Source organism: Paenibacillus lacisediminis (assembly GCF_046567315.2).
On record NZ_JBKIAX020000001.1, the window covers coordinates 287,093 to 312,272 of the forward strand.

Here is a 25,180-nt window from a genome sequence, read left to right on the forward strand (position 1 = left end):
AGGGGATAACAAAAATGAACAAATTAATCGAATGGCTGAAAAACGACTTCTCTCCCAAAATGAATAAAGTCAATAACAATGTATGGGTAATCACACTTAAGGATTCTGTTATGCAATTGTTGCCTTTTATTCTTTTAGGATCGGTATTTTGTCTTCTGACTATACCTGGAGACGTGTATCATATCAAAAACTACCCTGATTTTTGGGTTCCGTTCGGCTGGACGATGGGCATGCTTTCGCTGCTGGTTTCTTTCCTGATTCCGTTTAATTTGATGGAAAAGAAGAAGTTAAGAAAACAGCGCTTTATTGCCGGATGTACAAGCCTGATTACTTTTTTGATCATCGTAACTCCTCAAGTCGTCAAGGACGGTACGGTAGGGTTTACTCATAGTTCTTTAGGCACCGGAGGCATGTTTGTTGCCATCATAGCCGCTATGTTTACCGGTTATATCATGGGGCTGTTCGGAAAATTCTCCTTTTTCAAAGAAGATTCCGTCGTACCGGACTTTGTCAGATCCTGGTTTGATTCCATGCTTCCGATTGGGGTAACGATCATTCTGGCCTGGGTGTTGGTCGATCTCGTTCATATTGATATTTACAACATCATTTTGAATATCTTTATGCCGTTGGCGAGCGTAGTAGAGACACCTTGGGGATTCATGTTAATTTTGTTTATCAGCTGTTTCTTATATTCCATGGGAATTTCCAGTTGGATTTTGACCCCTGTCACGAAGCCGATTTTTCTGGCGGCCATTATGGCAAACGCTACCGCGGGAGCGCATAATGTCGTCACGGCTGAAACGATTTATTCGGCATACTTGTGGGTAGGTGGTGTGGCCTGTACGTTGCCGCTGGGCATTATGCATCTGTTCTCTAAGAGCACCAAGCTAAAAGCACTGGGGCGCGCAAGTTTGGTACCTTCTATCTTTAATATCAACGAGCCTTTAGTGTTTGGTTCAATCGTATGGAATCCCATTATGATGCTGCCGATGTGGATCAATGGCTTACTTTTACCGTTGATCGTTTGGATCGGAACCAAAGTCATTCACTTTGCCCCCATCCCGAAAGTCGTTTTCGATATGTGGTACGTTCCTTTTCCAATTGCCACGTGGATTACAACGGGAACCATTACAGGGATTATCCTGATGTTAATCGTTGTCGCGGTTGCCACGCTGATTTGGTATCCATTTTTCAAAACCTATGAAAGACAAGAACTTGAAAATGAATCACCGCAAACCAATTAATCTGTTAAGGAGACTTTATTATGACTTCGGAACAAGTAGCTCAAGATGCGATGCAAATCATTTTGCACTCAGGAGAAGCAAGAAAACATTGTACGGATGCATTAAAGGATATTGAAAAAAGCGACTTTGACGGCGCTAAGGAGAAAATGAAATTAGCCAATTCGGAAATTGTCATCGCTCATCGGGTGCAAACGAATTGTATCCAAAAAGAAACAGAAGGAGCAAAAGGAGAGTACTCCGTTTTATTTGCCCATGCACAGGACACGCTCATGACAGTCTATAGTGAAATAAATGTTGCCAAGCGATTAATTGATATTTTCGAGAGCTTTAATCACAGATTGACCCAATTGGAAATGATCAATGAAAAATAAATAAATGATCAATAATTAACGAAAGGAAGTAATCAAAATGAAGAACATTCCCTCAGGATTCCCCTCCGATTTCTTATGGGGGGGAGCCGTCGCCGCCAACCAAATCGAAGGTGCTTACAATGTTGATGGAAAAGGTTTAAGCGTAGCGGATATTAATGAATATTTGGATGGCATTCCATTAGATAAAAAGTCGAATTTGGAACTGACTACGGACTATATTAAAGAAGCCGTTAAAAGCGAAAACCGCGTTTTCCCGAAACGTTGGGGCATCGATTTCTATCACACCTATAAAGAAGACTTGAAATTGTTAGGGGAACTAGGGCTGAAAACCTTTCGCACCTCGATCAACTGGACAAGAATTTTTCCCAATGGTGACGAAACACAGCCTAATGAAGCAGGTTTGAAATTTTATGATGACCTGATTGACGAAATTATCGCGAACGGCATGGAACCGATGATCACCCTATCGCATTATGAAATGCCGATTCATTTAACGACGGCTTATAAAGGGTGGTACTCCAGAGAATTGATTGATTTTTTTGTCCGCTTTGGCCAAGTGGTTTTTGACCGGTATCATAAAAAAGTGAAATATTGGATCATCGTCAATCAAATCAATTTGATCGATCATGAATCCTTCAACCACCTGGGCATTGCTGAGGATGTGGTGGAGGATTTGGCCTCCGCCAAATACCAAGGCTTGCATCATGAATTTGTTGCCTGCGGCCTGATCACGAAATATGCCAAAAGTCTGGATCCAAATTTGCAAATCGGGATGATGTTGTGCGGGGGACCGGCTTATCCGGCTACCTGCCGGCCGGAAGACATCTTTGCCACCGTGCGCAGAAATCAGATGGAGTACTTTTTCTCCGATATTCTGCTTCGCGGATCTTACCCGGGGTATGCTTTCCGTTATTTCGCCGACAATAACATCACTGTCGAATTTGCAGAGGGCGATGAAGAGGCACTGAAAAATACGGCGGACTTTATGTCCTTCTCCTACTACTATACCCGCATTTACGATGCGGAAAGCATGAAAAACAAAACAGGACCTTACCGCAATACCGAACTTCCGGCCAACCCTTGGGGATGGACGATTGATCCGATCGGTCTGCGCACTTTTCTCAACCTGTTCTATGACCGGTATCAGTGCCCTATTTATATCACGGAAAACGGGATCGGTTACCATGACACCTTGGAAGAAGATGGTTCCATCCATGATTCCTACCGAGTTGATTATTACCGGGCCCATATTGAGCAAATGAAAGAGGCCATTAAAGACGGGGTGGATTTAAGAGGTTATTATGCTTGGGGCCCAATCGATATTATTAGCTGTTCTTCCTCGGAAATGAGCAAACGTTATGGCTTTATTTACGTCGACCAAGATGATTATGGCAATGGTAGTAAAAAGCGCCTCAAAAAAGACAGTTTTTCTTGGATGCAAAAAGTGATCGCTTCTAATGGAGAAGACTTAGACTAGAGGTTTTGTAAATGCCTGTTTATCTGAAATTTGGCGGACGATTAATGATTTTGGTCGTTGCCATGGTGTTTACCGCGGTAGCCGTTAATTTATTTATCGAGTGCAATATCGGGTCCGATACATTAACGGTTTTATTGGACGGATTGCACAAAAGTCTCGGAATGAGTGTAGGTCTTGCCAGCTTTTTCGTAAATGTCTTTTTTCTTGCTGTCGGTCTTTTGTTAAATCGTAAATCTATAGGTTTTTCTTCCATTATCTATTCGTTTTTTGTAGGGCCGTTCATTAATTGGATTCACCCGTTCATTGCCAATCTGGATCTGTCTGAGTTCTCTCTACTCATAAAAATAGTCATCGTCATCCTGGCCAACTTTTGTTACTCCATCACTTATGTGTTGTTGATGAAATTTGGCAATGGCATGTATGCCATAGATGCTATTTTGCGGTATACGGAGTCAAAGTTCGGATTAAGGTATGATTTCGGCAGAATAGGTGTAGATGCTGTTTTTTTAACCACCGGATTCTTGTTTGGGGGGATCGTGGGAATCGGAACGGTCATAGCTTTTGCATTAACGGGTCCAGGCACTTTGCTGCTCGAAAAGCTTCTATATATACCCCTGCAAAAAAAATTGGAGAAATAGCCTTGGGCTAAAACTTGAAAGGCGATCCTGCCGGATACTTCCGCAGGGTCGCCTTTTTTAAAGGTTATAGAATTTATCTAATAGGACAGGGAAGACGGTGGGTTGGGCGGCAGGTCCAACACTTACTGTCCGGACGCTTTGCACGATTATCCCGTTTGATCCGCATCCAGCTACCCCCCACCGTTCAAGCGCCATGACCAGGCCGCAGCCGCAAAGGGCAGATTCGGTTGGTGTGCGATCAGCCGGCGGTAAGGGATCGCCGTAATCGCCACACACATGCGCAGTAATTTCTGCCGCCTCGTTTTTTCTGCTCTCTCTTTTTTCTTATCCCTTGCCCTAGTCCACAACCCACACTCCCTGCCCCCTGAACCAAAGAGATAATCGTGCAAAGGCAACCTACAGGGACACTAAGACACTCCTAAGCCTCTTGTGCAGCATACTTGCTGCGGCGAAAATAGCGATGAACGATTCCGGCCAGCGCAATGGCGGCGATGACGACAAGCCCAGAATAAATCAGAATCGCCGGGAGGAAGCCGATTTGTTCGGCCCCAAAGCCGAGGATCAGCACGGGAAGGCCGGCCCCCAAATAAGTGACGGCATAAAAGCTGGACATGACGTCTGCGCGGGTTTCCGAAGGCGATATTTCATTGATCATCTGCATGCTCCCTGCGCTAACGGGGCCGTGTCCGGTGCCGGCCATAACGGTGCTGAGCAGCAGCAGCGCCAGCGAATGCGAATGGAGGGCGCTGACGAATCCGGCAATTCCGGTAATGAGCAGCATAAATCCGATTAATTTGGCCGATCGTATCGATCGTGATTTAAGACTGATCTGCGAGATGGTTGATGAACCGAGCATCAGGCAGACAACAGCTCCTGATAAAGCAAAATTATGAATATGCAATTGTGCGGCGATCGTCGAAGGGGCCAGGGACATGAAGAAAACCGCGACCGTCCAGGCGATAATGGATGAGCACGCGGCGATGAAAAAAGGCTTGCGGATAACGGCCGGCACGCCGGGTCTGCGCAGGCGCACGGCCGTTTTTGCCGCCGCCAGAGCCGTCTCCGGCATCGTCAAAACGCCCAGCAGCGCAGGCATCAGCAGCAACAAATGCAAGTAATAAGGGAGACGGACGGGAGAAGCGGAATATTCCGCGAGCAGTCCGGAATAAAGCGGTCCGATGGCCGTTCCTATCGCGATCGATACGGATGCCGCCAATGCCGCGAGTTTGCGTTTGTCCGGACGCAGCTCCGAAAGCGCGGCGATCGCGGTTCCGTTAACGGCGCCGACGCCGATTCCTTGGACGGCCCGGGATGCCATCAGCATGCCGACGTTCTGTGACAAGGCGAACAGGAGAGAGCCTGCTGCGGCGACGATAACGCCGATTAGCAGTACCTTTTTCCGGCCAATCCGGTCCGACAACTGCCCGAAAATCAAGCTCGCCGGAACGAGAAAAACGACGTAGATCATGAAGAGCAGCGAAGTTACTCCCGAAGAGAAGCCCCACATTTCCCCGTATAGGCTGTAAAGCGGTGCGGGGATATTGGCTCCCATCATAATCATGAGCAGAGCGTAAGCGACAAACCAGAAGGAGACGGCTTTTGTTGAACGTAAAGACACGGGAAGACCTCCTTAAGTTAATGTAATATTTTTTGTTATATTAAAATGAATGAAGAATTAAATGTAATAAAAAAAGATACAATTTGTGGTGAAAAAAACGGCTAGCTGTAAGCCCGTTTTTCTATCCGTGCCAGCACATCAGCGATCGTGTATCCACCAAGGTGAGCCAAGACCTGATGTTCGGTCGATTCGAAAATATCATCCATGGCCCGCTCAATATTATTTCCAATCATGCACTTTTGATCCGAATTGGGCCATTTCGGTTTCAGTGACCCTCCCGAGGTCAAAGCGTACAATTTGTCCAATGTGATGGTCCGGGGATCGTCGGCGAGGTAAAACCCGCCATGCGCCCCCTGCTTCGATTGAATATATCCATGCTTTCTAAGCATGGACAGTACTTTACGGACGCGAACGGGATGGATCGCTACGCTCTTGGCAATATTTTCGCTTGTTCTCAAACTGGTGGGCGCATACGCCAAAAATACAAGGCTATGCACGGCCACTACGAAATCGCTGTTCATTTTCATCACCAAATGTAATATATAAAATTACATTTTCGTTGTCAAGGCCATGAAGCCGTCCCGCATGTCCCGCCCTTTGGCAGGTATGGCCTTTTGATACGCCTGCGAATAAATTGGAATCCAATTGGTGAATTTATCTAAATAAACCATATCTTTCGAAAGGATTTCGTCTCCATGAGAGGACGCCGCCTGCTCAAAGGCTTGATCAAACGGACGAAAATAAATCGGGACCGGAGTCGTCCCGACCCGCAAGAAAGCAGCCGGAATCCGCAGCCGCAACGGCTTTATTCGGGCCTGCAGCAAAACGAAGACCGGCTTCGTTCGCTTTATGACAATTGTTCGGATGTCATTTACCGTACCTTTCTGATCGGCGGAAAGACCGGAGCTCTCGTCATGTACATTGACGGTTTGACCGATGCCGAAGGGATCGAGCAGTATGTCATAGCTCCGCTTATGCAGGCGGATGCAGATGAAAGCAAGGAGTTAAGGCAGCTTATCGAGCGGAAAATATCGGCTTCGCAAACTAAAGAATTTACGACTTTCGAGAAAGGCATTGAACTTCTATCGAACGGATCTGCGATTTTGTTATGCGACAACCAGGACGCTGGCATTGGCTTAGGGTTGACGAAATGGGAGAAACGTTCGATCGAAGAGCCTTCGGCGGAAGTGGGGATTCGCGGCCCGCGCCAAGGCTTTACCGAAACCTTGCGCACCAGCACCTCCCAATTGCGGCGCATTATCAAGAGCCCGCTGCTGAAAATGGAAGCGACGAGAATCGGCGAGTACACCCAAACCAATATTATTCTGGCTTATATTGAAGGACTTGCCGATGAGACGTTGATCAAAGAAGCGCGAACCCGGCTGCAGCGTATTGAGATCGACGGCATTCTGGAAAGCGGCTATATCGAGGAGCTGATTGAAGATCAGCCTTACTCTCCATTTCCGCAGCTACTCAGCACGGAGCGGCCCGATGTGGTCTGCAGCAGTTTGCTGGAAGGGAAGGTGGCGATTTTAACGGAGGGAACGCCGTTTGCCCTGGTCGCCCCGGCAACGTTCTTCTCGTTGATTCAATCGCAGGAAGACTATTATCAGCGCTATTTGATCTCCACAGTCATCCGTTGGCTGCGCTATATTTTTATCGTCATCTCGCTCGTACTTCCCTCAGTATATGTGGCCGTGCTTACCTTTCACCAAGAAATGGTCCCCGGTTCCCTTCTGATCAGTATGGCCAGTTCCCGGGAACAGGTGCCTTTTCCGGCTTTGATCGAAGCTTTGATGATGGAGATCACCTTCGAAGCGCTGCGCGAAGCGGGGGTGCGGCTTCCCAAGCAGGTTGGCGCCGCCGTCAGTATCGTCGGGGCGCTGGTCATCGGCCAGGCGGCGGTCCAAGCGGGGCTAGTGTCCGCGCCGATGGTGATCGTGGTTGCGATTACGGGAATTTCTTCATTTATGGTACCGCGTTATATCGCCGGAATTTCCGTGCGAATGCTGCGGTTTCCTTTGATTATTCTGGCCGGAAGTTTGGGGCTTGTCGGCGTCGTGATGGGGATCATAGCGATCGTACTGCATATGCTCAGCTTACGTTCCTTCGGCGTTCCTTATCTGTCCGAAATAGGCGCTCCCCATATGAATGAATGGAAGGATGTCCTGGTTAGGGCACCCCATTGGCAGATGAACATCCGCCCACGCTTAACGGGAAAGTATGACAAACACCGGCAGTCATCCGGCCAAAAGCCCGGTCCCATTCGCGGGGACGAATGAAAGCAGCCGAAACATGTGTCTGACAAAGGAGATTCGGATGAATGAAGACATGGATCACTACATGGATAAAGACAACGGCTTTTCTTCCGCTGCTGCTTTGTTTGGGAGGCTGCTGGGACCGTACGGAGCTAAATGATTTGTCGCTGGTTACTGCGCTTGCCTTTGACCAGGCGGAGAATAATCAGATTCGGGCGACTGTACAGTTTATCCTGCCGCAGAATCAGGCGGGAGGGGGGACGATGGGAGGCGGTGCTGCGGGAGCCGGTGCAACAAAACGGACATCCATACGCTCGGAGATGGGCCGGGATATCACCGACGCTTTATCCAAGCTGCAGCGGGAAATCCCCAGAAAGTTGTTTTGGGGGCAATGCAAAGTGTTTATCTTCGGCGAATCCGTGGCCAAGGCAGGAATCCAGGAACATCTTGATTTTCTGGTCCGTTTTCCTTCGTCGCGGGAGCGGGCCTATATGTTTGTCAGCAAAGGGGAGGCGGCGAAAGTGCTCGAGTTGTTCCCGCCGATCGAAAATTCCTCGGCCGAGGTGCTGCGGCGGCTGGCCGATTTGGGGATTGGAATGCGCGTCACGATGCACCAGCTTAGCCTTATGATATCCGGGGATTCGCAGGCGGCCGTGTTGCCGATGATTCACATCCTGCCGAAACCCCAATCTGCCGCGCCGTTTCAAACGATTCCTTACATGCAGGGATGCGCCTTGTTCAAGAAAGACAAAATGGTGGGGGAAATTTCCGAAAAGGTCACCCGGGGCGTTATGTGGCTAAGAGATGAAATTAAAGAATATACGGTGGTGTTTGAAGCGAAGGAAGGAGCAGAGGGACTGGTGTCGTTAAAACCGGTGCAGGCAGGTATCAGGCTGATTCCCAAAATTGAAGGCGACAAATGGAAGATGGTCGTGCGCGTTAATACGCACGGAGACATCATTCAGAACGGCACTCCGATGGATCCTATGAATCCGGATCTGCTTAAAGTGTTGACCAAGGGGTTTGAGGAGGATGTCAAAGAACGAATCGAGTCGGCGTTCGACGAGATTCAGCGGAAACACAAAGCGGACATTTTTGATTTCGCCAAAATATTCCACCGTAAATACCCCAAACAATGGGAAAAAGTTCAGGACCGCTGGGATTGGCAATTTTCCAAAGTTGAAGTCATTCCGCAAGTGGAAGCCGAGATTCTAAGACCGGGGCTCATCAGCTCTCCGGAAGGGTTGCCGAAGGAAGAGGTGAAAAAGAAATGAGATGGTTTTTTTTCTGCATCGTCACAATCTCCGCGCTACTGATCGCCCGTCTCGAATGGCGGAAACTGAAAGAAAAACCGGCTAGGGATAAAGCCGTATTCGTGTCGCTGCTCCTTCTGGTGTGGGTTCTGTCCATGTTCGATCTGCCCAATACGCCGGGGCCTACTTCGGCGCTTATGTTTATTTTCAAGCCGTTCCGCGGATTGGTGGAACCGTAACCGATCTTTTGGATTGGCGTACAATTGACCCAAGGCGAGGGAAACGATGATGTTGGAAAAAGGAAAAATTTCGGCTTTTCAAATGGGGCTCCTAATGTATCCGGCCGTGCTGGCTTCCGGATTTCTGGTATTGCCGACCATCACGGGCCAGTACGCCCAAAACGATCTTTGGCTCACCTGCGTACCGGCCATCCTGGTAGGCCTGATTACCGTATATACCGCGACCCGGTTGCATGAGCTTTTTCCAGGGCAAACGATCGTTCAGTACAGCGAACGGATTCTCGGCAAAATCCCCGGAAAAATCATCGGCCTCGTCTATATCACCTATAATCTGCATGCATCCGGGGGAGTTACCCGGCAATACGCGGAATTTGTCACGGGCAATTTTTTGTTTAAAACTCCGCTGCTGATCGTTATGGGATCCCTGATCTTGCTGAGTGCAATCGCCGTGCGTGGCGGGGTGGAGATGCTAGCCCGGAGCACCGTTATTTTTTTGCCGCTGTTTATTTTTCCTGTTTTATTTCTGTTGTTGCTGATCCCCGATCTGGATGCCAAGGCGATATTTCCGATTTTAAGCCATGGGATAACCCCGGTGATGAAAGGGTCGTTCATCATGATGGGCTGGCTCAACGAATTGTTCCTGATGACTTTTTTTCTGCCCAGTCTGAGCAATCCGGCAAAGGGGAGAAAATGGGGGTATATTTCGATGGCCGTGATCGTTTTGTTTTTGACCTATTCCAACCTAATCACCCTGTTTCTGTTGGGCTCGGGTCTGCAGAATAAAGTCTACCCGCTGCTCATCGCCTTTCGTTATATCGAGCTAGGCTCCTTCCTGGAAAATTTGGAATCCTTGCTGCTGGCGATGTGGGTTATCGGAAATTTCCTGCAAGTCGGCGTCTTTCTCTACGCGGCCTCGCTTTCCCTGGCACATTGCTTTGAGCTTTCGGACTACCGGCCGATCGTGTTTCCGCTTGCCCTGCTCAGTTTGGCCATCGGCATTTGGGACGTGCCCAATTTCCCGGTGTTCGGATTGTTGGTCAGGACGGCGGTTCCCTTCCATATCTTAACGACTTATCTGTTGATCCCTTTGATTTTGCTGATCGTTGCCGTCTTGCGCAAGCGGAAAATGACGGGGAATGAGGTTAATAAGAACTGATGATTTCGGTAGGGGACCAAAGGTCTCTTGCTCTTTTTAAATGATTAAATCATACTAAAACAACATGAAAACTATATATATGAATAGATGTGATATGGAGGGATATGAATTGGAAACCCGGGATTGGCGCATCCTGCAGGAACTTTACAAGCATCGGAACATCACCAAGACGGCCCAGAGTTTGTTCATGTCACAGCCTACCTTGACAGCTCGGATCCAACAGATTGAGAAGGAATTTGATATTACGATCGTCCAGCGGGGAAGACGCGGCGTGGATTTTACCCCTCAAGGTGAATATATGGCCAAAGCCGCTGAGGAAATGATCAAGAAATATCAAAAAATCAAAGATGATCTGCTAAATTTGGACGACCAAGTCACCGGGACGCTCAGGCTTGGGGTCGGCTATTTTTTTACGAAAAACAAGCTTCCCCGGGTTCTGAAGATGTTCAAGGAGTTGTATCCTGAGGTTGAATATAAGGTGATTACCGGCCGCAGCAAGTCCATTCACAACATGATCTTCAATCGCGATATTCATATCGGATTCGTTCGGGGCGATTACACCTGGAATGAGGGGAAGCATTTATTGTTCCAGGATACGTTATGTGTCGTGTCCAAGGAACCTTTAACGCTAGACGAGTTGCCGGATCGGCCGCGAATCGATTACTTAACGGACTTCGTGCTGAAGGCTGAAATCGATAATTGGTGGTCTGATCACTATTCCGTGCCGCCCAAGGTCGGGATGGAAGTGGACCGCGCGGACTCCGCCAGGGAGATGGTGCTGAGCGGTTTGGGTTACGCCATTATGCCGAGTTTGTATTTTTGCGGGGAACCGCTGATGCAAATCCAAATTAAAAATAAGAGGGGCGAGCCCATCATTCGCCGGACGTTCATGTTTTATCATGAGGAATCGCTGCAGCTCAATCAGGTAAGGGCCTTTGTGCAGTTTATGAGAACGATCGATTTCGACCAATTTCTTTAGAGTCAACTTTTGATCACGAAGCAGGTCAAGAAGCTTAATCGACATCGAATCTTGAATTCAGCCGGGCCTTCCGTTGCTCACGTACCCAAAACGTACGCTCCGCTACTCAGTCCCTAGCTTCATCCAACCTTCTCGGTGCTGAAAACCTGACTTTTTGAACTCGCAATATAGTAGTCATAGGAATTTCATATGGCTTGTCATCACGATTTCGTATTTTATTTATCGGGCCACTTCGGTTAAAGTGAATAACAACTTCACTAAGTAGCATGTCATGAAAAACGCGGGTAGCTCACGACTTAAAACCGACTAAAACCATGTGATAAGAGTGAATAAGCTCCCCCGGATCCCGTTTTTTTGACGCAAGCTGCAGTGTTGAAAGCAAATTGAAGAGCAAAGAGGAGATGACAACCAGCTATGACCACATTAAACGAATACCTTGTCCAGAAAAGAGCCGCCGCGCAGAAGCTTCATGAGCAGGCGCTTGCCAATCCCCAGCCCAGAAACTATTCGGCCAAGGTACGTGCGGCAGGGAGGAGCGGAGTCCGTGAAATTCGCATCCGGGATTTTCAGATTATCAGCGATAGTCCGGAAAATTTTGCAGGCTACAGTCTTGGACCGGCATCTCCGGAAATTCAGTTAGGCGTTCTGGGGAGCTGCCTGACCCATATCACGCTGATTCAAGCTGCCAAGCTGGGAGTCTCGCTGGAATCACTGGAGGTTGAAGTCCATGGGCAAGAGCATCCCCTGGCCGGTCAAGAGGGCTTCGAGGAGGTTCCTATCTACCCGCACAACATTCATTACAAAATCCATATTACCTCTAATGAGGAGCCGGAGAGAATTCAGCACCTTCATGAAACCGTCGAGCGAGTTTGCCCGATCTATAATTTGCTGCTTAACCCGCAGACGATTACGGGTGAAGTAGTGCTGAACGCCGCGAACGATTCCGGGAAAAAAGCCGCAACACAAGGAAAATAGCCTATGGCCAAGTATATCATCCGCTCCCTGCTGCAAGTGATTCCGGTGCTTTTTATCATCACCCTGATTGTATTCGTCTTGGTGCATGTCACCGGTGATCCCGTGTCCATGATGCTCCCGGATACAGCTACACCGGAAGACAGGGAAGTCTTAAGGGTGGCTCTGGGCCTGAATCAGCCTTTGTGGGTACAGTATAAAATTTTTGTATTTAATTTGCTGCAAGGAGATTTCGGGGATTCATTCCGCTACGGACAGACGGCCCTGCCGATTGTCTTGGAGAGATTGCCCGCAAGCTTCGAGCTGGCGGCGGCTTCCATGGCGGTGGCGTGCTGCATATCGATTCCGCTTGGCATCTGGTCGGCGGTCAGACGAAACTCTTTTTTGGATTTGCTGATCTCGGGCATATCGGTTCTCGGCAAAGCGATGCCCAGCTTCTGGGTCGGCATCATGCTGATCCTGCTGATCTCCGTGGAGCTTGAATGGACCCCCGTGTCAGGCAGAGGCGGCTTGTCCCACTTGATTCTTCCCGCCCTCACGCTGGGCTCCGGCATTGCGGCGGAAATGACACGTCTCATTCGATCGAGCTTTCTCGAAATTATCGGTCAGGATTACATTCGAACGGCCCGAAGCAAGGGACTGCGGGAAATTATCGTTTTGGGCAAGCATGCCCTGCGCAACGCACTGATTCCGGTGGTGACCATTTCCGGATTGCAGTTCACCAATCTGATCAGCGGCTCTCTGGTTACGGAAACGGTATTCTCATGGCCGGGGATGGGGCAGTTGATTGTCCAGGCGATCAATACGCATGATATGGCGATCATTCAGGCCGCGGTGTTTGTAATAGCATTCATTGTCATTTTAATCAATTTGTTCACGGACATTACCTATAAACTGCTCGATCCGCGGATCAAATACAGCTCATAGGTGCTCTATGGTCCATTCAGTTCGAGAAAGGCGGGGGGAAAACATGCAACGATGGTTCAAGACGCCATTGGCCGTACTCGTATTGATCCTGGTGATCACCGGCTGCGGCGGCAACGGCGGAGGTGTTGCCAGCGGCAGAGGCAGTGCGGGAGAGAAGGTGCTGACCATCGCCAACACCATTGACAACGTCACTTTTGATGTTCATGACCATGGCAATACGCAAGTTGAATCGATTCATGTCAATCTGTTTGATTATCTCGTGAAAAAGGATGGCTCCGACCCGAAAAAGAAACTGCCGGGCCTTGCCGTCTCCTGGGAAAGAACAAACGATTTGACATGGCGCTTCAAGCTGAGAGAGGGAGTAAAATTTCATAACGGCGACCCGTTTACCGCTGCTGACGTGAAATTCACGCTGGAGCGGGTCGCCAGGGATCCGTCCCTGATCGACTATTCCTCCTATAACATCATTGACCGTGTGGATGTGATTGACGATTTTACCGTCGATATCATTACGAAGGAACCGGACCCGATTTTGCTGTCAAGGCTCAGCCGCATCAGCTCCGGCATTTTGCCGGCGGCCTATTTCCAGGAGAAAGGCGTGGAAGGCTTTAATAGCGCACCGGTGGGTACAGGTCCTTACAAGTTTGTTCAATGGATTAAAGACGACCGGGTCGAATTGGTTAAAAACACGGACTATTACAGTGGCGAGCCCAAGTGGGACCGGGTTGTTTTTCGTACCATACCCGAAGCGACAACACGCATCTCCGAGCTTTTGACCGGCTCCGTTGATATCGCGGTCATCATTCCGCCGGGTGATATTCAGCGGGTGAAGGACAGCGGCAAAACCTACTATACCGAACTCGAGAGCGCCAGGGTTCAGAGCTTGCTCGTACGTCAGACCCCGGGGACGGTCACGGCCGATCCTAAGGTTCGCGAAGCGATTGAGCTTGCCATCGATAAGCGGGCATTGGTTGACAATGTGCTGGGAGGAGCGGGCGTGCCTACTCAGGAAGCCGTTGGCCCGGGCATTCTTGGCTTTAATCCGGATCTGTTCGACACGAACCTTTACGATCCGGAACGCGCCAAGCAGTTGCTGGCCGAGGCCGGATATCCGGAAGGCGTAGAGCTGACGCTGAGCAGTCCGGCCAGTACGAAGGAGGTGGCGGAAGCCATTGCCGCTTATCTGACGGAGGCCAATTTTAAAGTCGATCTGGAAATTTTGGAACAGACGCAATACAAGCAGAAGGACAATTCCAACACCTTTAAGGAGCTGGCGCTTCAGGGCAAAGGCAACTCCATGTTTGAAGCCCCGCTGCCGCTGGAAATATTCAGATCGGACAACGCCAAAGGCCAAACCGACTACAGCAACCCTGAAGTGGATGAGCTGCTGCGGCAAGCCGCCGTCAATCTGAATGACGAGGAAAGGGAAAAGCAGTATCAGCGAGTACAGAAGATTCTGGCCGAGGATCGCCCGAGAATTTTCCTGTATCAGAATAAATTCAACTACGGAGTCAACAACCGAATCAAATTCACGCCGCGTCCGGACGAAATGTTCTATGTAGAGGACATCACACTCAAGGAATAACCCGGAGCGCAGCAACCATTTTTCATGGAGACTGGAGAGGATGGAAATGGCCGAATCCGTTCAGGCAGAAGCTTCTCCGGCCTTGCCTGCACTGTCCTCCCATACAGACACTCGTAAGCCGGGGGAGGGCTTGAAGCGATTATTTAAAAGCAAGACCGGCGCCGTCGGTTTGATCATGCTGCTATTGATCGTATCGATATCGCTGGCGGCCCCTTATATTGCGCCCCATGATCCGGCAAAAGCCGCTATCGCGCAGAAGCTGCTTCCCCCGGCCTGGGAGGAGGGCGGCTCACAGGAATATATTCTGGGGACCGACGGGTTGGGCCGGGATATATGGAGCAGGATCGTCTATGGATCCCGCGTGTCGCTCATCGTGGGTTTCTGCTCCGTGGCGATCTCGGGCCTCATCGGCATCGCGCTCGGTTTGTTAGCCGGTTATTACGGTTCATGGGTCGATGCCGTCATTATGCGGGTGACGGATGCATTTGTCTCGATCCCGGCTATTTTGTTCATGATGCTGTTTATGCTGGTGCTTGGCGACGGGCTCGGCACCCTGATCTTTGTCATTGGCATCACCGGCTGGGTCAATTATACCCGGCTGGTCCGCAGTGAAGTGCTGAGCGTTCGCGAGCGCGATTATGTGCGGGCAGCCCGCGTCAGCGGAGCCAAAGCGCTCCGGATTATGGGCGTCCATGTCCTTCCGAACATTATGTCCTCTTTTATCGTGATTGCTACGCTGAGCGTGGGCAGAGTCATTATATCCGAAGCGGCGCTGAGCTTTTTGGGGCTGGGTATTCAGCCGCCCGCGGTCTCGTGGGGAGGCATGCTCAGCGACGGCAGGCAGTATTTGGCGACAAGCTGGTGGGTGGCGACTTTTCCCGGACTTGCCATCACGCTTACGGTGCTGGCGATTATTTTTGTGGGGGATTGGCTGCGTGACTGGCTGGATCCCAAACTGAAATAGAACATGCGGCGTGCGGGTTAATCCAATCAGGGAGGAGATGAGAGTATGCCCGAAGTGCTGCTGGAAGTGAAGGAGCTGCGCACGTCTTTCAGGACAAGGGAGGGCCTCGTTCCTGCAGTAAACCGGATTTCATTTCAGGTAAAAAGAGGCGAGACGCTCTGCATTGTCGGAGAATCGGGTTCAGGTAAAAGTGTGACATCCCTGTCGATTATCGGCCTTCTCGACTCACCCGGCCGGGAAATTGCCGGCGAGGTCAGGCTGAAAGGGCGCAACCTGCTGGATCTGAGCAAACACGAAATGAGAAAAATCCGCGGCAGCGAAATATCGATGATTTTTCAAGAGCCGATGACTTCACTGAATCCTGTATTTACCGTTGGCAGCCAAATCGCGGAGGCGCTGCGAACGCACGCGGGCTTAAGCCGGAAAGAGGCCAGGCTTCAAAGCATGGAGCTGCTGCGGATCGTCGGCATTCCGAGTCCGGAAAAAGCGGTGCATTATTTTCCCCATCAGCTGTCAGGCGGGATGCGGCAGCGCGTGATGATTGCCTCTGCTTTATCCTGCAACCCCAGTCTGCTGATTGCGGATGAGCCGACCACGGCGCTGGATGTTACCGTTCAGGCCCAGATCCTTGAAACCATCAAGGAGCTGAGCGGCAGCCGGGATATGGGCGTAATTCTGATCACCCATGACCTGGGGATTGTTGCCGAGATGGCGGACCGGGTCATGGTCATGTATGCCGGCGAGGTTGTCGAGGAAGCGCCGGTCAAGGAGTTGTTCGATGAACCGCTGCATCCGTATACATCCGGCCTGCTCAGGTCGCTTCCCCGGATTCACGAGGAGCAGGAGGAGCTGTATTCCATCAAGGGATCGGTTCCGGGACTGCACGAGCTCCCGCGCGGCTGCGCCTTTCAGCGGAGATGCCCCTATGTGGTCAAACGGTGCGAAACGGAGAAGCCGGAGCTGGAGCGGGTGCATCCGGACCATGCGGTGAGATGTTTTTACCCGCTGATTCAGGGAGGGGAATCATGAGCAGCGCTATTGTAGAGAACGAAGCAAGTCCGCTCTTGAAAGTAACCGGTCTGAAAAAATATTATCCCTACAGAACGGGCTGGCTGGGCACCCAAAGAGGGCTCGTCCGGGCGGTGGATGATCTCAGCTTTGTTGTGAACAAAGGGGAGACGCTGGGCATTGTCGGAGAATCGGGCTGCGGCAAGTCAACGCTTGGCCAACTGGTCCTTCAATTGCAGGAGCCAACCGGGGGCGAAGTATGGTTTGAGGGCCGGAAGCTGACCGGTATGTCCGAGAGGCAGCTGCTTAGCGCGCGGGCCGACCTGCAGCTGATTTTTCAAGATCCATACTCTTCGCTTAATCCAAGACTCAAGGTTCGGGATATTATCGCCGAGCCGTATCGCATCCATGGACTGCCTAGAGGCGAGTCCTTGGAGAGCCGGCTGATCGAGCTGTTGGAAACCGTCGGCCTGCGCGAGTTTCATTTGAACCGCTATCCGCATGAGTTCAGCGGCGGGCAGCGACAACGCATCAGCATCGCCAGAGCGCTGGCTTTAAGGCCCAAGCTGATCGTCTGTGATGAAGCGGTATCGGCGCTTGATGTATCGATCCAGGCCCAGATTCTGAATTTGCTCAAAAAGCTCCAGCGGGAGCATGGCATTACGTTTATGTTTATCGCACACGGTCTGGCCACGGTGAAGTTTGTCAGCGACAAGATCGCCGTTATGTACCTGGGCAAAATGGTTGAACTGGCAGGCAGGAATGAATTGTTTGAGCGCCCGCTGCATCCGTATACCCGGTCGCTGCTGTCGGCCATTCCCGTGTCGCATCCGCGGGAGAACAAGCAGCGTATTGTGCTGCAGGGGGAGGTTCCCAGTCCGGCCAACCCGCCTGAAGGGTGCAGCTTTCATACGCGCTGCCCGGCTGCCCGGGACATTTGCCGGCGCGAGCGGCCTGCATTCAAAGAGCATACGCCGGGTCACCGTGCGGCGTGTCACTTTCCGCTGACATAATCCAAGAAAAGGCTGAGGTGAAGGAACGAATGAGCACGCATCGGAATCGCCAGATGATATTGAATTTTTTTATGAACAGCACCGGTTTTCACGAGACTGCCTGGAGGCTGCCTTCAGCCGAGCCTGAAGGGGTCACGCAGTTTTCCTTGTACAAAAAAATGGCGCAGCTTGCCGAACAAGCCAAGTTTCACACCGTATTTTTGGCGGATGGTTATGAGTTGGGGGAAAATGTGAAGTTCCAGGCGCTGAACCGCCTGGAGCCCTATACGCTGCTATCCGCCCTGGCGGCGGTAACCAACCGGATCGGGCTTGTGGCAACCGTATCCACTTCCTATACGGAGCCCTATCATACTGCCAGACTGTTCGCTTCCCTGGATCATCTCAGCGGCGGGCGCGCGGGCTGGAACATCGTCACCACCGGCATCGGGAAGACGCATCTCAATTTTGGCCGGGAACGTAATTTCGAGCATACCGAGCGATATGAGCGCGCGCTGGAGTTTGTAGAGCTTGCGACCAAGCTGTGGGACAGCTGGGAAGATGAGGCGCCGCTCTTTGACAAAGCCGGAGGGGTCTATGCGGATGTGGACCGTATTCACACGGTAGGACACCGAAGCGATATCTTTGCGGTGGAAGGCCCTTTGAATTTGCCGCGGCCGCCCCAAGGTTATCCGGTATTGGCCCAGGCCGGTTCCTCGGAAGACGGCAAGGAGCTTGCGGCGCGCATCGGGGAGCTGATCTATACGGCCCAACAGACATTGGAGGATGCCCAGGCCTTCTATACGGAAGTGAAATCCCGGGTGCTTAAATATGGGCGCAACCCCGATGATGTGAAAATCGTGCCGGGCTTCAGTGTCATTGTCGGAGCCACCGAATCGGAAGCCAGGGAAAAAGAGGCCGAGCTGCGCGAATCCATCATTCCCGAATTGGGGCTGCATCGGCTGTCCAAGCGGCTGAAGGTGGACCTGTTCTCCTATCCGCTTGACGGTCCTGTGCCGGAGCTTCCGGATCCGGCCACGATTAATGAAAACCGGAGCCGCTTCGAGCTGATGAAAAATATGATCGAAGCCGAGAGGCTTACGATCCGCCAGCTGATTGAGCGGGTCTCCGGAGGCAACGGGCATCGCACCTTTGCCGGCACGGCCGAGCAGGTTGCGGATGAACTGGAGCACTGGTTCGTAAGCGGCGCTTGTGACGGGTTTGTCATTCGCCCGCAGGCGCTGCCGTCAGGACTCGAGGATTTCGCCAGGCTGGTCATTCCCGAGCTTCAGCATCGCGGGCTGTTTCATACCGAATATCACGGTGCGACCCTGCGCGAGAACCTGGGGCTGGCCCGCCCGTCCAATCAATTCGCAGCGGAACATCAGGAACAGGAAGGGGTGCGTCTTTAAATGAGTCAGGAGCGGAAGTTGAAGCTTGGGCTGTTTGTTCAAGGTGCGGGCCATCATACGGCGGGATGGAGGCATCCCCAAGCGCAGTCCGGGAGCGAAAATTTTGAGCTGATCAAGCAGCTTGCAATGACCGCGGAGGGGGCGAAGCTGGACATGATCTTTTTGGCGGATGGACTGACAACGTCGGCCGACAGTTCGCCATCCGTTGTGGCCCGCTTTGAGCCCATCACGCTGCTGGCGGCGCTAACCACCGTCACCCGCCGGATTGGTCTGGCGGTGACGGCCTCAACGACCTATTACGATCCTTTTAATCTGGCCCGTCTGCTCGCATCGGTGGATCAGCTCAGCCAAGGCCGGGCCGCGTGGAATGTAGTGACTACGTCAACCCGCGAAGCGGCCCTGAATTTCTCCCAGACAGACCACCTGGAGCACAGTGTCCGGTACGAGCGCGCGGCGGAATTTGTGGAGGTCGTTAAGGGGCTTTGGGACAGCTGGGAACCGGAACCTTATATTGTGAACAAACAGACAGGGGAGTACATCGACAAGCGCAAAGTGCATGAGCTGAATCATAAGGGCAAATATTTCGCCGTGAAGGGTCCGCTGAATGTAACCCAAAGCCCGCAAGGGCAGCCTGTGATCATCCAGGCCGGTTCGTCAGGACCGGGGCAGGAGCTGGCCGCCCGGATTGGAGAGGTGGTATTTACCGCGCAGCAGACCTTCGAAGATGCGCAGGTGTTCTACAGCGGGTTGAAGGGACTGCTGCCGAAATACGGCCGGCGGCCCGAGCACCTTCACATCCTGCCCGGATTGTTCCCCGTTATCGGGGCAACGGAGAAGGAAGCCCGGGACAAATACGAGGAATTGCAAAGCTTCATTGATGATACCAAGGCATATGCGACGCTGCAGGAGCGTTTTGATTACGATTTGCGCGGCTACTCACTGGATGGCCCCGTTCCGGATATTCCGGAATCAGGCGGCCGCAAGAGCAGGCCTCAACTGTTGATGAAGCTGGCCCGGGACAAGGGGCTCACCCTGCGTCAGTTATACCGGGAGGTTGCGGGAGCGCGCGGGCATCGGATCGTGGTCGGAACGCCCATCCAGTTGGCCGACCATATCCAGAAATGGTTCGAAGGTTTTGCGGCTGACGGGTTTAACATTATGCCGCCTTATGTGCCGGGCGGTTTTGAAGATTTTGTCGATGGCGTCATCCCAGAACTGCAAAATCGCGGCCTGTTCCGAACCGAATACGAAGGCGGCACGCTAAGGGAAAACCTCGGTTTGCCTGTGCCGGCGAACCGCCATTCTACTGTATCCACCTTATCAAACACATAGAAGAGAAGAATAAAGAGCCTTTCTCAAGGAGGAAGCCCGGTGCGTCCGCTTTGAAGAAAGGCCTTGTTTAGGTTTCAACCCGCCGTTAACCGGCGGCAAATCTTTTACGGGAATTTCCCATTGACTAATTCATAGTTTTTGGATAGGATTAATTACAAAAAACTGACTGACGAGTCAATCGGGAGGGATGGCATTGCCGGAGGACGCTTACTCAGGAAAAAGTAGGGAACGAAGGCGGGAGCTTCTAAGTATCGCCGTTGAATTATTCGCCAAAAATGGTTATCACAAAACCAAAATATCGGATATCGTGCGTCAGGCGGGTGTGGCTCAGGGCACGTTCTACTGGCATTTCAAAAGCAAAGAGGCCATCGCGCTGGAGATTATCGCCAATGGCCGGGAGGAAATTTCCAAGGTGATCTCACAGGGGTACCGATCCCATTCGGGCACGGTGGTTGACATGGTTCAAGCGTCCGAAACCCTGCTGAAAAATCTGTTCCGTTTTGCCAGTGAGAACCGGTATCTGATGGAACTGCTGCTGGGCAGCGGGGCTTCCGATGAAACGATCCGCCAGGCGGCGAGCGATGCACGCATCGAGATGGAGCAGGCTTTCCGGCGCAACATTGAACGGGCCATGGAGCTGGAGATGCTCCCGCAGACCATCGAACCGAAACTGCGGGCGGCGATGCTGATGAGCCTTATTGAAGGGATGATCGCCAGATGGCTGTTCGGCCCTCAGGCTCCGGAGTCGCCGTTGTCGGATATTACGCTGGACGAAATTTCGGCCCAGACGGCCAGGTTCGAATTCTTCGGATTGCTGGGCATCTAGTTAACAGGATGGAAAGAAGGGACAGCATTGATTACTGTAGCGTGGGACGGAAGCTCCTATCAAACGACAAGCGATTATGCTTATAAACCGCCGGAAGGCGCTGAATTTTCGCCGATGGATATTATGTGCGAGGCCCTCGGCATGTGCATTGCCGTCTCGCTGGTTCGCCTGCTGGAACAGGATGAAATCAAGGACGAAGCGCTTCGTGTGGAAGTCGAGCCTTTCAAAGCGCAGGCAGGTTCTCCGCGGGTGGAGAAATTCCGCGTGCAGGTGGAGCTCCCTTTTTATTTGGAAGAGCCTTATAAGGAAAAGCTGCTTACCCAAGCCTCCAGAATTTGCACCATTGGCAATACGATCAAACGGGGCGCTGAAATCGAATACGAAATAAAACCTTAAAGGGCGGTAAGCTCATATTTACGAAAACGGGGGAATCCACATGTCAACAGTAGCAAAACAGACGAAACCAGCAACGCTGGATGATTATGCCATTCAGGCTGTACCGCAATCCGAGCGCAAAGGCTTGTTAAACGTTGCTTTTACCAGCTGCGGCTGGATTATTTCATTGTCCACCATTTTTGTCGGCGGTTCGTTAGCGGCGGGTATGACCTTCGGAAAGGCGATCTTGGCCGGACTGCTGGGCATGTTGATTTTGGCGGTATACGGCTTTTTCCAAGGCTGGATGGGGGCAAAATATGGAGTTTCCACCACCGTGCTGGCCAGACAAGCTTTCGGCCGGACAGGGGCCAGCCTGTTCGGAATTCTGCTCTCGCTCACCATGGGCATCGGCTGGTTCGGCTGGCAGGTGGCCTTCTTCGGCTCGACCATTGAGCAGATGTTCCCCGGATATTGGTTCGCGAATCCGAACGTGGCTATCATTTGGGGCGGCGCGCTGATGATGCTGACGGCGCTGATCGGATACAAAGGCATTACGTACCTTAGTTTTGTGGCAGTGCCTATGGTCGTTGTGCTGTCCATCTGGGGCATCTGGGTCGCCGCCGATCAAACGGGCGGATTCGCCAATTTATTTGCGGCGCAGCCGACAGGCGATCTGATGAGCCTCTTTGCTGGGGTTACGCTGGTGGTCGGCAATGCAGCGCTCGGTGCCGTCGTTTTTCCGGATGTAACGAGATACGGGAAAACCCCTTTTTCCGGCGGATTCGGCGCAGCGGCCGGTTATTTCATCGGCGGTATCTTCTCGGTGATCGCCGGTGCGGCCATGACCTTTGCCGCCCAGATTCCGGAGCTCGGTTCGACCCCGAACATTCCGGCCGTAATGGCCAAGCTGGGCATGGGCTTTTTCGCGTTTTTGATCCTCGTCTTTGCCCAGTGGTCCAACAATGACAACAATCTTTATACCGGCGCTTTGGGGCTGCGCAATGTCGTGCGTCTGCCGAAATATATTCTTGTGATTGTCATGGGCGCCCTTGGCATTGTGATCGCTTTGACCGGGTATCAGGATCATTTTGTGCCTTTTCTGAATTTCTTAGGGGTGTATGTGCCGCCGATTGCGGGGGTGATGATTGCGGATCATTGGTTTGTGCGCCGCGGGAAGTATGCATTTGGACAGGGAACGGAGTATGCGGCCATCAACGTGGCGGCCATCTTGGCCGTCATTGCGGCCGGGCTCATCGCCTCCCATATTGCGTGGGGGATCAGTCCGATTAATTCCACGATTCTGGGCCTGCTCATTTACCCGATCATTGCTCTGGTTCTTCGGGCGCTGCGGGTACCTTTTGAACTTGGCAAGTCCACTGAGGACTCCACCGGTTACTGATCTTAAGCCAAGGCTAGATTTTCGATTCGATGATGAAGAACACAGCAGGAGGTTGTGAACGATGGCTTTGACTGAAACAAAAAGCTGGAAATTAGGAATAGACGTGGGCGGGACGTTTACCGATCTCACCGCGCTCGATGATGAAGGGCGCATTACGGCGACGAAAACCCCTTCCACTCCCGATCCGTCGGACGGCGTGATCCAAGGGATCGCCAAGATCGCCGGCGAGCTTGGGATGACGGCGGAAGAGCTGTTGAAAAACTGCACGCTCCTCGTCCATGGCACAACCGTGGCCACCAATACGATTTTGGAGTATTCCGGTGCCAAGGTCGGCTTGATCACGACGGAGGGGTTCCGCGATGAAATCGAGTTTCGCCGTTCCTATAAAGAGAGCGTGTTTTCTCCGCGTCTTCCGGCCCCGCATCCGATTGTTCCGCGCCGGTTGCGGATCGGCGTGCCTGAGCGTGTAAGCGCACAGGGGGAAGTCATTCGCGAGTTGGATGAACAAGCCGTGCGGGAGGCGGCGGCGTTCTTTCAGGCCGAGGGTGTCGAGGCGGTGGCTGTCAGCTTCTTGTTCAGCTTCCTTTATTCAGAGCATGAAGAGAGAGTGAAAGCGATATTCGCGGAGGTTGCCCCGGATATCTTCGTCACGCTGTCGGTGGAGGTACTTCCGCAAATCCGTGAATTTGAGCGGGTTAGTACGACGGTGGTCAATGCGTACACGGCTCCGGCCATGAAGCATTATCTGGAGCGTCTTGAAAACCGGCTGAAGGAGCTTAGGTTTGCCGGAGAGCTGTTCGTGATGCAATCGGGAGGCGGCGTGCAAAATATCGTGCAGAGCGGCCGCCTGGCTGCCAGCTGCCTGCTGTCAGGCCCTGCGGGCGGCGTGACCGCCGCTGCTTTTTTAGGGGAGCGGCTTGGTTATACCGACTTGATCACGGTAGACATGGGCGGAACCAGCTACGATGTATCCGTCATTGAGAACCTGCAGCCGGCCCTCACGACGGAAAGCTGGATCAGCCGTTACCGGGTGGCGTTGCCGATGCTGGATATCCACACGGTCGGCGCCGGAGGCGGCAGCATCGCCTGGATCGACGCCGGCGGCATGCTGCGCGTCGGTCCGCGCAGCGCCGGATCCACACCGGGCCCGGCGTGTTATGGGCGGGGCGGCACGGAACCGACCGTAACGGACGTGAACCTGGTGCTTGGTTACATGAATCCCGATCATTTTCTTGGCGGCGAGATGAAGTTGGACAAGGCATTGTCCGAAGAGGCTATTCGCAAACATATCGCCGAACCGCTTGGGATTAGCGTGATCGAGGCGGCGTTGGCGATTTCCGAGATCGTGAACAATAATATGTCCAACGCGATCCGTTTTGTCACGACCCAGCGCGGGCATGATCCGCGCCGGTTTGCGCTGCTTGCCGCCGGCGGAGCCGGAGCTGTGCACGCCGGCCGGCAGGCCGAGGATTTGGGCATCGAAATGGTCATTGTACCCGGATTTGCTCCTGTGCTGTGCGCGCTTGGCGACGTTGCCGCCAACTTGAAGGTAACAGAGCTGCGGACTTTTTATGCTTCGGGCGGCGATCTGGATCTAAGCAAAATGAATGAAGTATTCGAAGGCATGGAGCAAGCGGCGAGAGAGAAGCTTGGCGGCCATTCGCGGTTGAAGCTTCACGAAGAGATCCGCCGTTATGTCGATTTGCGGTATGCGGGCGAAGTTCATGAAGTGACCGTGCCGATCCGGACGAGAACGCGTAAAGTGACCGCTTTAAATATGGATGCCACGATCTCCCAGTTCCATGACATGCATGAACGCTTATATGCGCATAAAAATGCCGGACAAGAGGTGGAAATCCTGAACCTGCGCCTGGATTTGATCGGGGTTCGCGAACGCATTGAGCTGCAGGAGTCCCCGTTCCAAGGCGAAGACCCGCAGGCGGCGCTCATGGAAGTGCGCCAGGTCCATTTCAGGATCGAACCGGAAAAGACGAACATTTACGATGGTTCGAAGCTGGTGCCCGGAAATCTGATTGTCGGCCCGGCGGTCATTGAACAGTGGGGAACGACGATCGTCGTCTATCCGGGCCATGAAGCGTTAATTGATGCGGGCGGGAACTGCATCATTGAAGTCAGACGCGATAGAGAAGGGGTGTAA

23 protein-coding genes are annotated in these 25,180 nt (G+C 52.2%); 21 read left to right on the top strand and 2 right to left on the bottom strand.

The annotated features are described in order from the left end of the window. Positions 1-14 precede the first annotated feature (14 nt). Genes ACLD72_RS01295 through ACLD72_RS01310 form a run of 4 tightly spaced genes read left to right on the top strand, consistent with a single transcriptional unit; the run spans position 15 to position 3,730 of the window. Positions 15-1,244, top strand: coding sequence for a PTS sugar transporter subunit IIC (locus ACLD72_RS01295; protein WP_410995008.1), 1,230 nt, complete (start codon positions 15-17; stop codon positions 1,242-1,244). Between the two features lie 20 nt (positions 1,245-1,264). Next, positions 1,265-1,615 carry a PTS lactose/cellobiose transporter subunit IIA gene (locus tag ACLD72_RS01300; RefSeq protein ID WP_410995006.1) on the top strand — a complete coding sequence of 117 codons (351 nt, stop codon included), beginning with the start codon at positions 1,265-1,267 and terminating at the stop codon, positions 1,613-1,615. A 37-nt stretch (positions 1,616-1,652) separates the two neighbouring features. After that, on the top strand, positions 1,653-3,092 hold the full coding sequence (locus ACLD72_RS01305) for a glycoside hydrolase family 1 protein (RefSeq protein WP_410995004.1): 1,440 nt from the start codon (positions 1,653-1,655) through the stop codon (positions 3,090-3,092). Positions 3,093-3,103: 11 nt separating this feature from the next. Further along, positions 3,104-3,730: a YczE/YyaS/YitT family protein gene (locus tag ACLD72_RS01310; RefSeq protein WP_410995003.1), complete on the top strand. Its 627-nt coding sequence runs from the start codon at positions 3,104-3,106 to the stop codon at positions 3,728-3,730. Positions 3,731-4,148: 418 nt separating this feature from the next. Here the strand turns inward: ACLD72_RS01310 and ACLD72_RS01315 are convergent, their stop codons facing one another. Together ACLD72_RS01315 and ACLD72_RS01320 are read right to left on the bottom strand one after the other, a co-directional pair. Next, a complete protein-coding gene (locus ACLD72_RS01315) occupies positions 4,149-5,348 on the bottom strand; it encodes an MFS transporter (protein WP_410995000.1) in 1,200 nt (399 codons plus the stop codon). Positions 5,349-5,449: 101 nt separating this feature from the next. After that, entirely contained in the window at positions 5,450-5,875 is a 426-nt protein-coding gene (locus ACLD72_RS01320) for an RrF2 family transcriptional regulator (RefSeq protein WP_458475540.1), read from the bottom strand. Positions 5,876-6,043: 168 nt separating this feature from the next. On the opposite strand from ACLD72_RS01320, the gene ACLD72_RS01325 reads away from it, so the two are divergent. The 17 genes from ACLD72_RS01325 (at position 6,044) to ACLD72_RS01405 (ending at position 25,180) form a co-directional block, all read left to right on the top strand. Further along, positions 6,044-7,630 carry a spore germination protein gene (locus ACLD72_RS01325; RefSeq protein WP_410994998.1) on the top strand — a complete coding sequence of 529 codons (1,587 nt, stop codon included), beginning with the start codon at positions 6,044-6,046 and terminating at the stop codon, positions 7,628-7,630. Positions 7,631-7,671: 41 nt separating this feature from the next. Next, complete coding sequence (locus tag ACLD72_RS01330; protein WP_410994997.1) at positions 7,672-8,880, top strand: Ger(x)C family spore germination protein; 1,209 nt, start codon at positions 7,672-7,674, stop codon at positions 8,878-8,880. Next, positions 8,877-9,098 carry a hypothetical protein gene (locus tag ACLD72_RS01335; RefSeq protein ID WP_410994996.1) on the top strand — a complete coding sequence of 74 codons (222 nt, stop codon included), beginning with the start codon at positions 8,877-8,879 and terminating at the stop codon, positions 9,096-9,098. The genes ACLD72_RS01330 and ACLD72_RS01335 overlap by 4 nt, the downstream gene beginning before the upstream one ends. A gap of 46 nt (positions 9,099-9,144) precedes the next feature. Next, positions 9,145-10,254: a GerAB/ArcD/ProY family transporter gene (locus ACLD72_RS01340; protein ID WP_410994995.1), complete on the top strand. Its 1,110-nt coding sequence runs from the start codon at positions 9,145-9,147 to the stop codon at positions 10,252-10,254. Positions 10,255-10,363: 109 nt separating this feature from the next. Beyond that, complete coding sequence (locus ACLD72_RS01345) at positions 10,364-11,233, top strand: LysR family transcriptional regulator (RefSeq protein ID WP_410994994.1); 870 nt, start codon at positions 10,364-10,366, stop codon at positions 11,231-11,233. 414 nt (positions 11,234-11,647) lie between these two features. Continuing rightward, positions 11,648-12,208, top strand: coding sequence for an OsmC family protein (locus ACLD72_RS01350; protein WP_410994993.1), 561 nt, complete (start codon positions 11,648-11,650; stop codon positions 12,206-12,208). Between the two features lie 3 nt (positions 12,209-12,211). Then, positions 12,212-13,132 (top strand): ABC transporter permease, encoded by a 921-nt coding sequence (locus ACLD72_RS01355; protein ID WP_410994992.1) that lies wholly within the window; start codon positions 12,212-12,214, stop codon positions 13,130-13,132. 43 nt (positions 13,133-13,175) lie between these two features. Beyond that, positions 13,176-14,717, top strand: a complete 1,542-nt coding sequence (locus tag ACLD72_RS01360; RefSeq protein WP_410994991.1) for an ABC transporter substrate-binding protein — start codon at positions 13,176-13,178, stop codon at positions 14,715-14,717. Positions 14,718-14,763: 46 nt separating this feature from the next. Next, positions 14,764-15,681 (top strand): ABC transporter permease, encoded by a 918-nt coding sequence (locus ACLD72_RS01365; RefSeq protein ID WP_410995282.1) that lies wholly within the window; start codon positions 14,764-14,766, stop codon positions 15,679-15,681. Between the two features lie 45 nt (positions 15,682-15,726). After that, positions 15,727-16,710, top strand: coding sequence for an ABC transporter ATP-binding protein (locus ACLD72_RS01370; protein WP_410994990.1), 984 nt, complete (start codon positions 15,727-15,729; stop codon positions 16,708-16,710). Beyond that, positions 16,707-17,702 (top strand): ABC transporter ATP-binding protein, encoded by a 996-nt coding sequence (locus ACLD72_RS01375; RefSeq protein WP_410995281.1) that lies wholly within the window; start codon positions 16,707-16,709, stop codon positions 17,700-17,702. The genes ACLD72_RS01370 and ACLD72_RS01375 overlap by 4 nt, the downstream gene beginning before the upstream one ends. Positions 17,703-17,773: 71 nt before the next feature. After that, positions 17,774-19,090, top strand: coding sequence for an LLM class flavin-dependent oxidoreductase (locus ACLD72_RS01380; protein WP_458475478.1), 1,317 nt, complete (start codon positions 17,774-17,776; stop codon positions 19,088-19,090). After that, positions 19,091-20,422: an LLM class flavin-dependent oxidoreductase gene (locus ACLD72_RS01385; RefSeq protein WP_410994986.1), complete on the top strand. Its 1,332-nt coding sequence runs from the start codon at positions 19,091-19,093 to the stop codon at positions 20,420-20,422. A gap of 187 nt (positions 20,423-20,609) precedes the next feature. Beyond that, a complete protein-coding gene (locus ACLD72_RS01390) occupies positions 20,610-21,248 on the top strand; it encodes a TetR/AcrR family transcriptional regulator (protein WP_410994984.1) in 639 nt (212 codons plus the stop codon). A gap of 27 nt (positions 21,249-21,275) precedes the next feature. After that, positions 21,276-21,644 (top strand): OsmC family protein, encoded by a 369-nt coding sequence (locus tag ACLD72_RS01395; protein ID WP_410994983.1) that lies wholly within the window; start codon positions 21,276-21,278, stop codon positions 21,642-21,644. Positions 21,645-21,684: 40 nt separating this feature from the next. After that, complete coding sequence (locus ACLD72_RS01400) at positions 21,685-23,022, top strand: cytosine permease (RefSeq protein ID WP_410994982.1); 1,338 nt, start codon at positions 21,685-21,687, stop codon at positions 23,020-23,022. 61 nt (positions 23,023-23,083) lie between these two features. After that, on the top strand, positions 23,084-25,180 hold the full coding sequence (locus ACLD72_RS01405; RefSeq protein WP_410994980.1) for a hydantoinase/oxoprolinase family protein: 2,097 nt from the start codon (positions 23,084-23,086) through the stop codon (positions 25,178-25,180).

Excerpts from the sequence above, each read along its gene's own strand:
- ACLD72_RS01355 (WP_410994992.1), top strand. The coding sequence starts at position 12,212 with ATGGCCAAGTATATCATCCGCTCCCTGCTGCAAGTGATTCCGGTGCTT.
- ACLD72_RS01385 (WP_410994986.1), top strand. The coding sequence starts at position 19,091 with ATGAGTCAGGAGCGGAAGTTGAAGCTTGGGCTGTTTGTTCAAGGTGCG.
- ACLD72_RS01405 (WP_410994980.1), top strand. The coding sequence starts at position 23,084 with ATGGCTTTGACTGAAACAAAAAGCTGGAAATTAGGAATAGACGTGGGC.
- ACLD72_RS01360 (WP_410994991.1), top strand. The coding sequence starts at position 13,176 with ATGCAACGATGGTTCAAGACGCCATTGGCCGTACTCGTATTGATCCTG.
- ACLD72_RS01380 (WP_458475478.1), top strand. The coding sequence starts at position 17,774 with ATGAACAGCACCGGTTTTCACGAGACTGCCTGGAGGCTGCCTTCAGCC.
- ACLD72_RS01300 (WP_410995006.1), top strand. The coding sequence starts at position 1,265 with ATGACTTCGGAACAAGTAGCTCAAGATGCGATGCAAATCATTTTGCAC.
- ACLD72_RS01370 (WP_410994990.1), top strand. The coding sequence starts at position 15,727 with ATGCCCGAAGTGCTGCTGGAAGTGAAGGAGCTGCGCACGTCTTTCAGG.
- ACLD72_RS01295 (WP_410995008.1), top strand. The coding sequence starts at position 15 with ATGAACAAATTAATCGAATGGCTGAAAAACGACTTCTCTCCCAAAATG.
- ACLD72_RS01400 (WP_410994982.1), top strand. The coding sequence starts at position 21,685 with ATGTCAACAGTAGCAAAACAGACGAAACCAGCAACGCTGGATGATTAT.
- ACLD72_RS01305 (WP_410995004.1), top strand. The coding sequence starts at position 1,653 with ATGAAGAACATTCCCTCAGGATTCCCCTCCGATTTCTTATGGGGGGGA.
- ACLD72_RS01310 (WP_410995003.1), top strand. The coding sequence starts at position 3,104 with ATGCCTGTTTATCTGAAATTTGGCGGACGATTAATGATTTTGGTCGTT.
- ACLD72_RS01325 (WP_410994998.1), top strand. The coding sequence starts at position 6,044 with ATGAGAGGACGCCGCCTGCTCAAAGGCTTGATCAAACGGACGAAAATA.
- ACLD72_RS01320 (WP_458475540.1), bottom strand. The coding sequence starts at position 5,875 with ATGAAAATGAACAGCGATTTCGTAGTGGCCGTGCATAGCCTTGTATTT.
- ACLD72_RS01330 (WP_410994997.1), top strand. The coding sequence starts at position 7,672 with ATGAAGACATGGATCACTACATGGATAAAGACAACGGCTTTTCTTCCG.
- ACLD72_RS01340 (WP_410994995.1), top strand. The coding sequence starts at position 9,145 with ATGATGTTGGAAAAAGGAAAAATTTCGGCTTTTCAAATGGGGCTCCTA.
- ACLD72_RS01375 (WP_410995281.1), top strand. The coding sequence starts at position 16,707 with ATGAGCAGCGCTATTGTAGAGAACGAAGCAAGTCCGCTCTTGAAAGTA.
- ACLD72_RS01365 (WP_410995282.1), top strand. The coding sequence starts at position 14,764 with ATGGCCGAATCCGTTCAGGCAGAAGCTTCTCCGGCCTTGCCTGCACTG.
- ACLD72_RS01350 (WP_410994993.1), top strand. The coding sequence starts at position 11,648 with ATGACCACATTAAACGAATACCTTGTCCAGAAAAGAGCCGCCGCGCAG.
- ACLD72_RS01390 (WP_410994984.1), top strand. The coding sequence starts at position 20,610 with ATGGCATTGCCGGAGGACGCTTACTCAGGAAAAAGTAGGGAACGAAGG.
- ACLD72_RS01335 (WP_410994996.1), top strand. The coding sequence starts at position 8,877 with ATGAGATGGTTTTTTTTCTGCATCGTCACAATCTCCGCGCTACTGATC.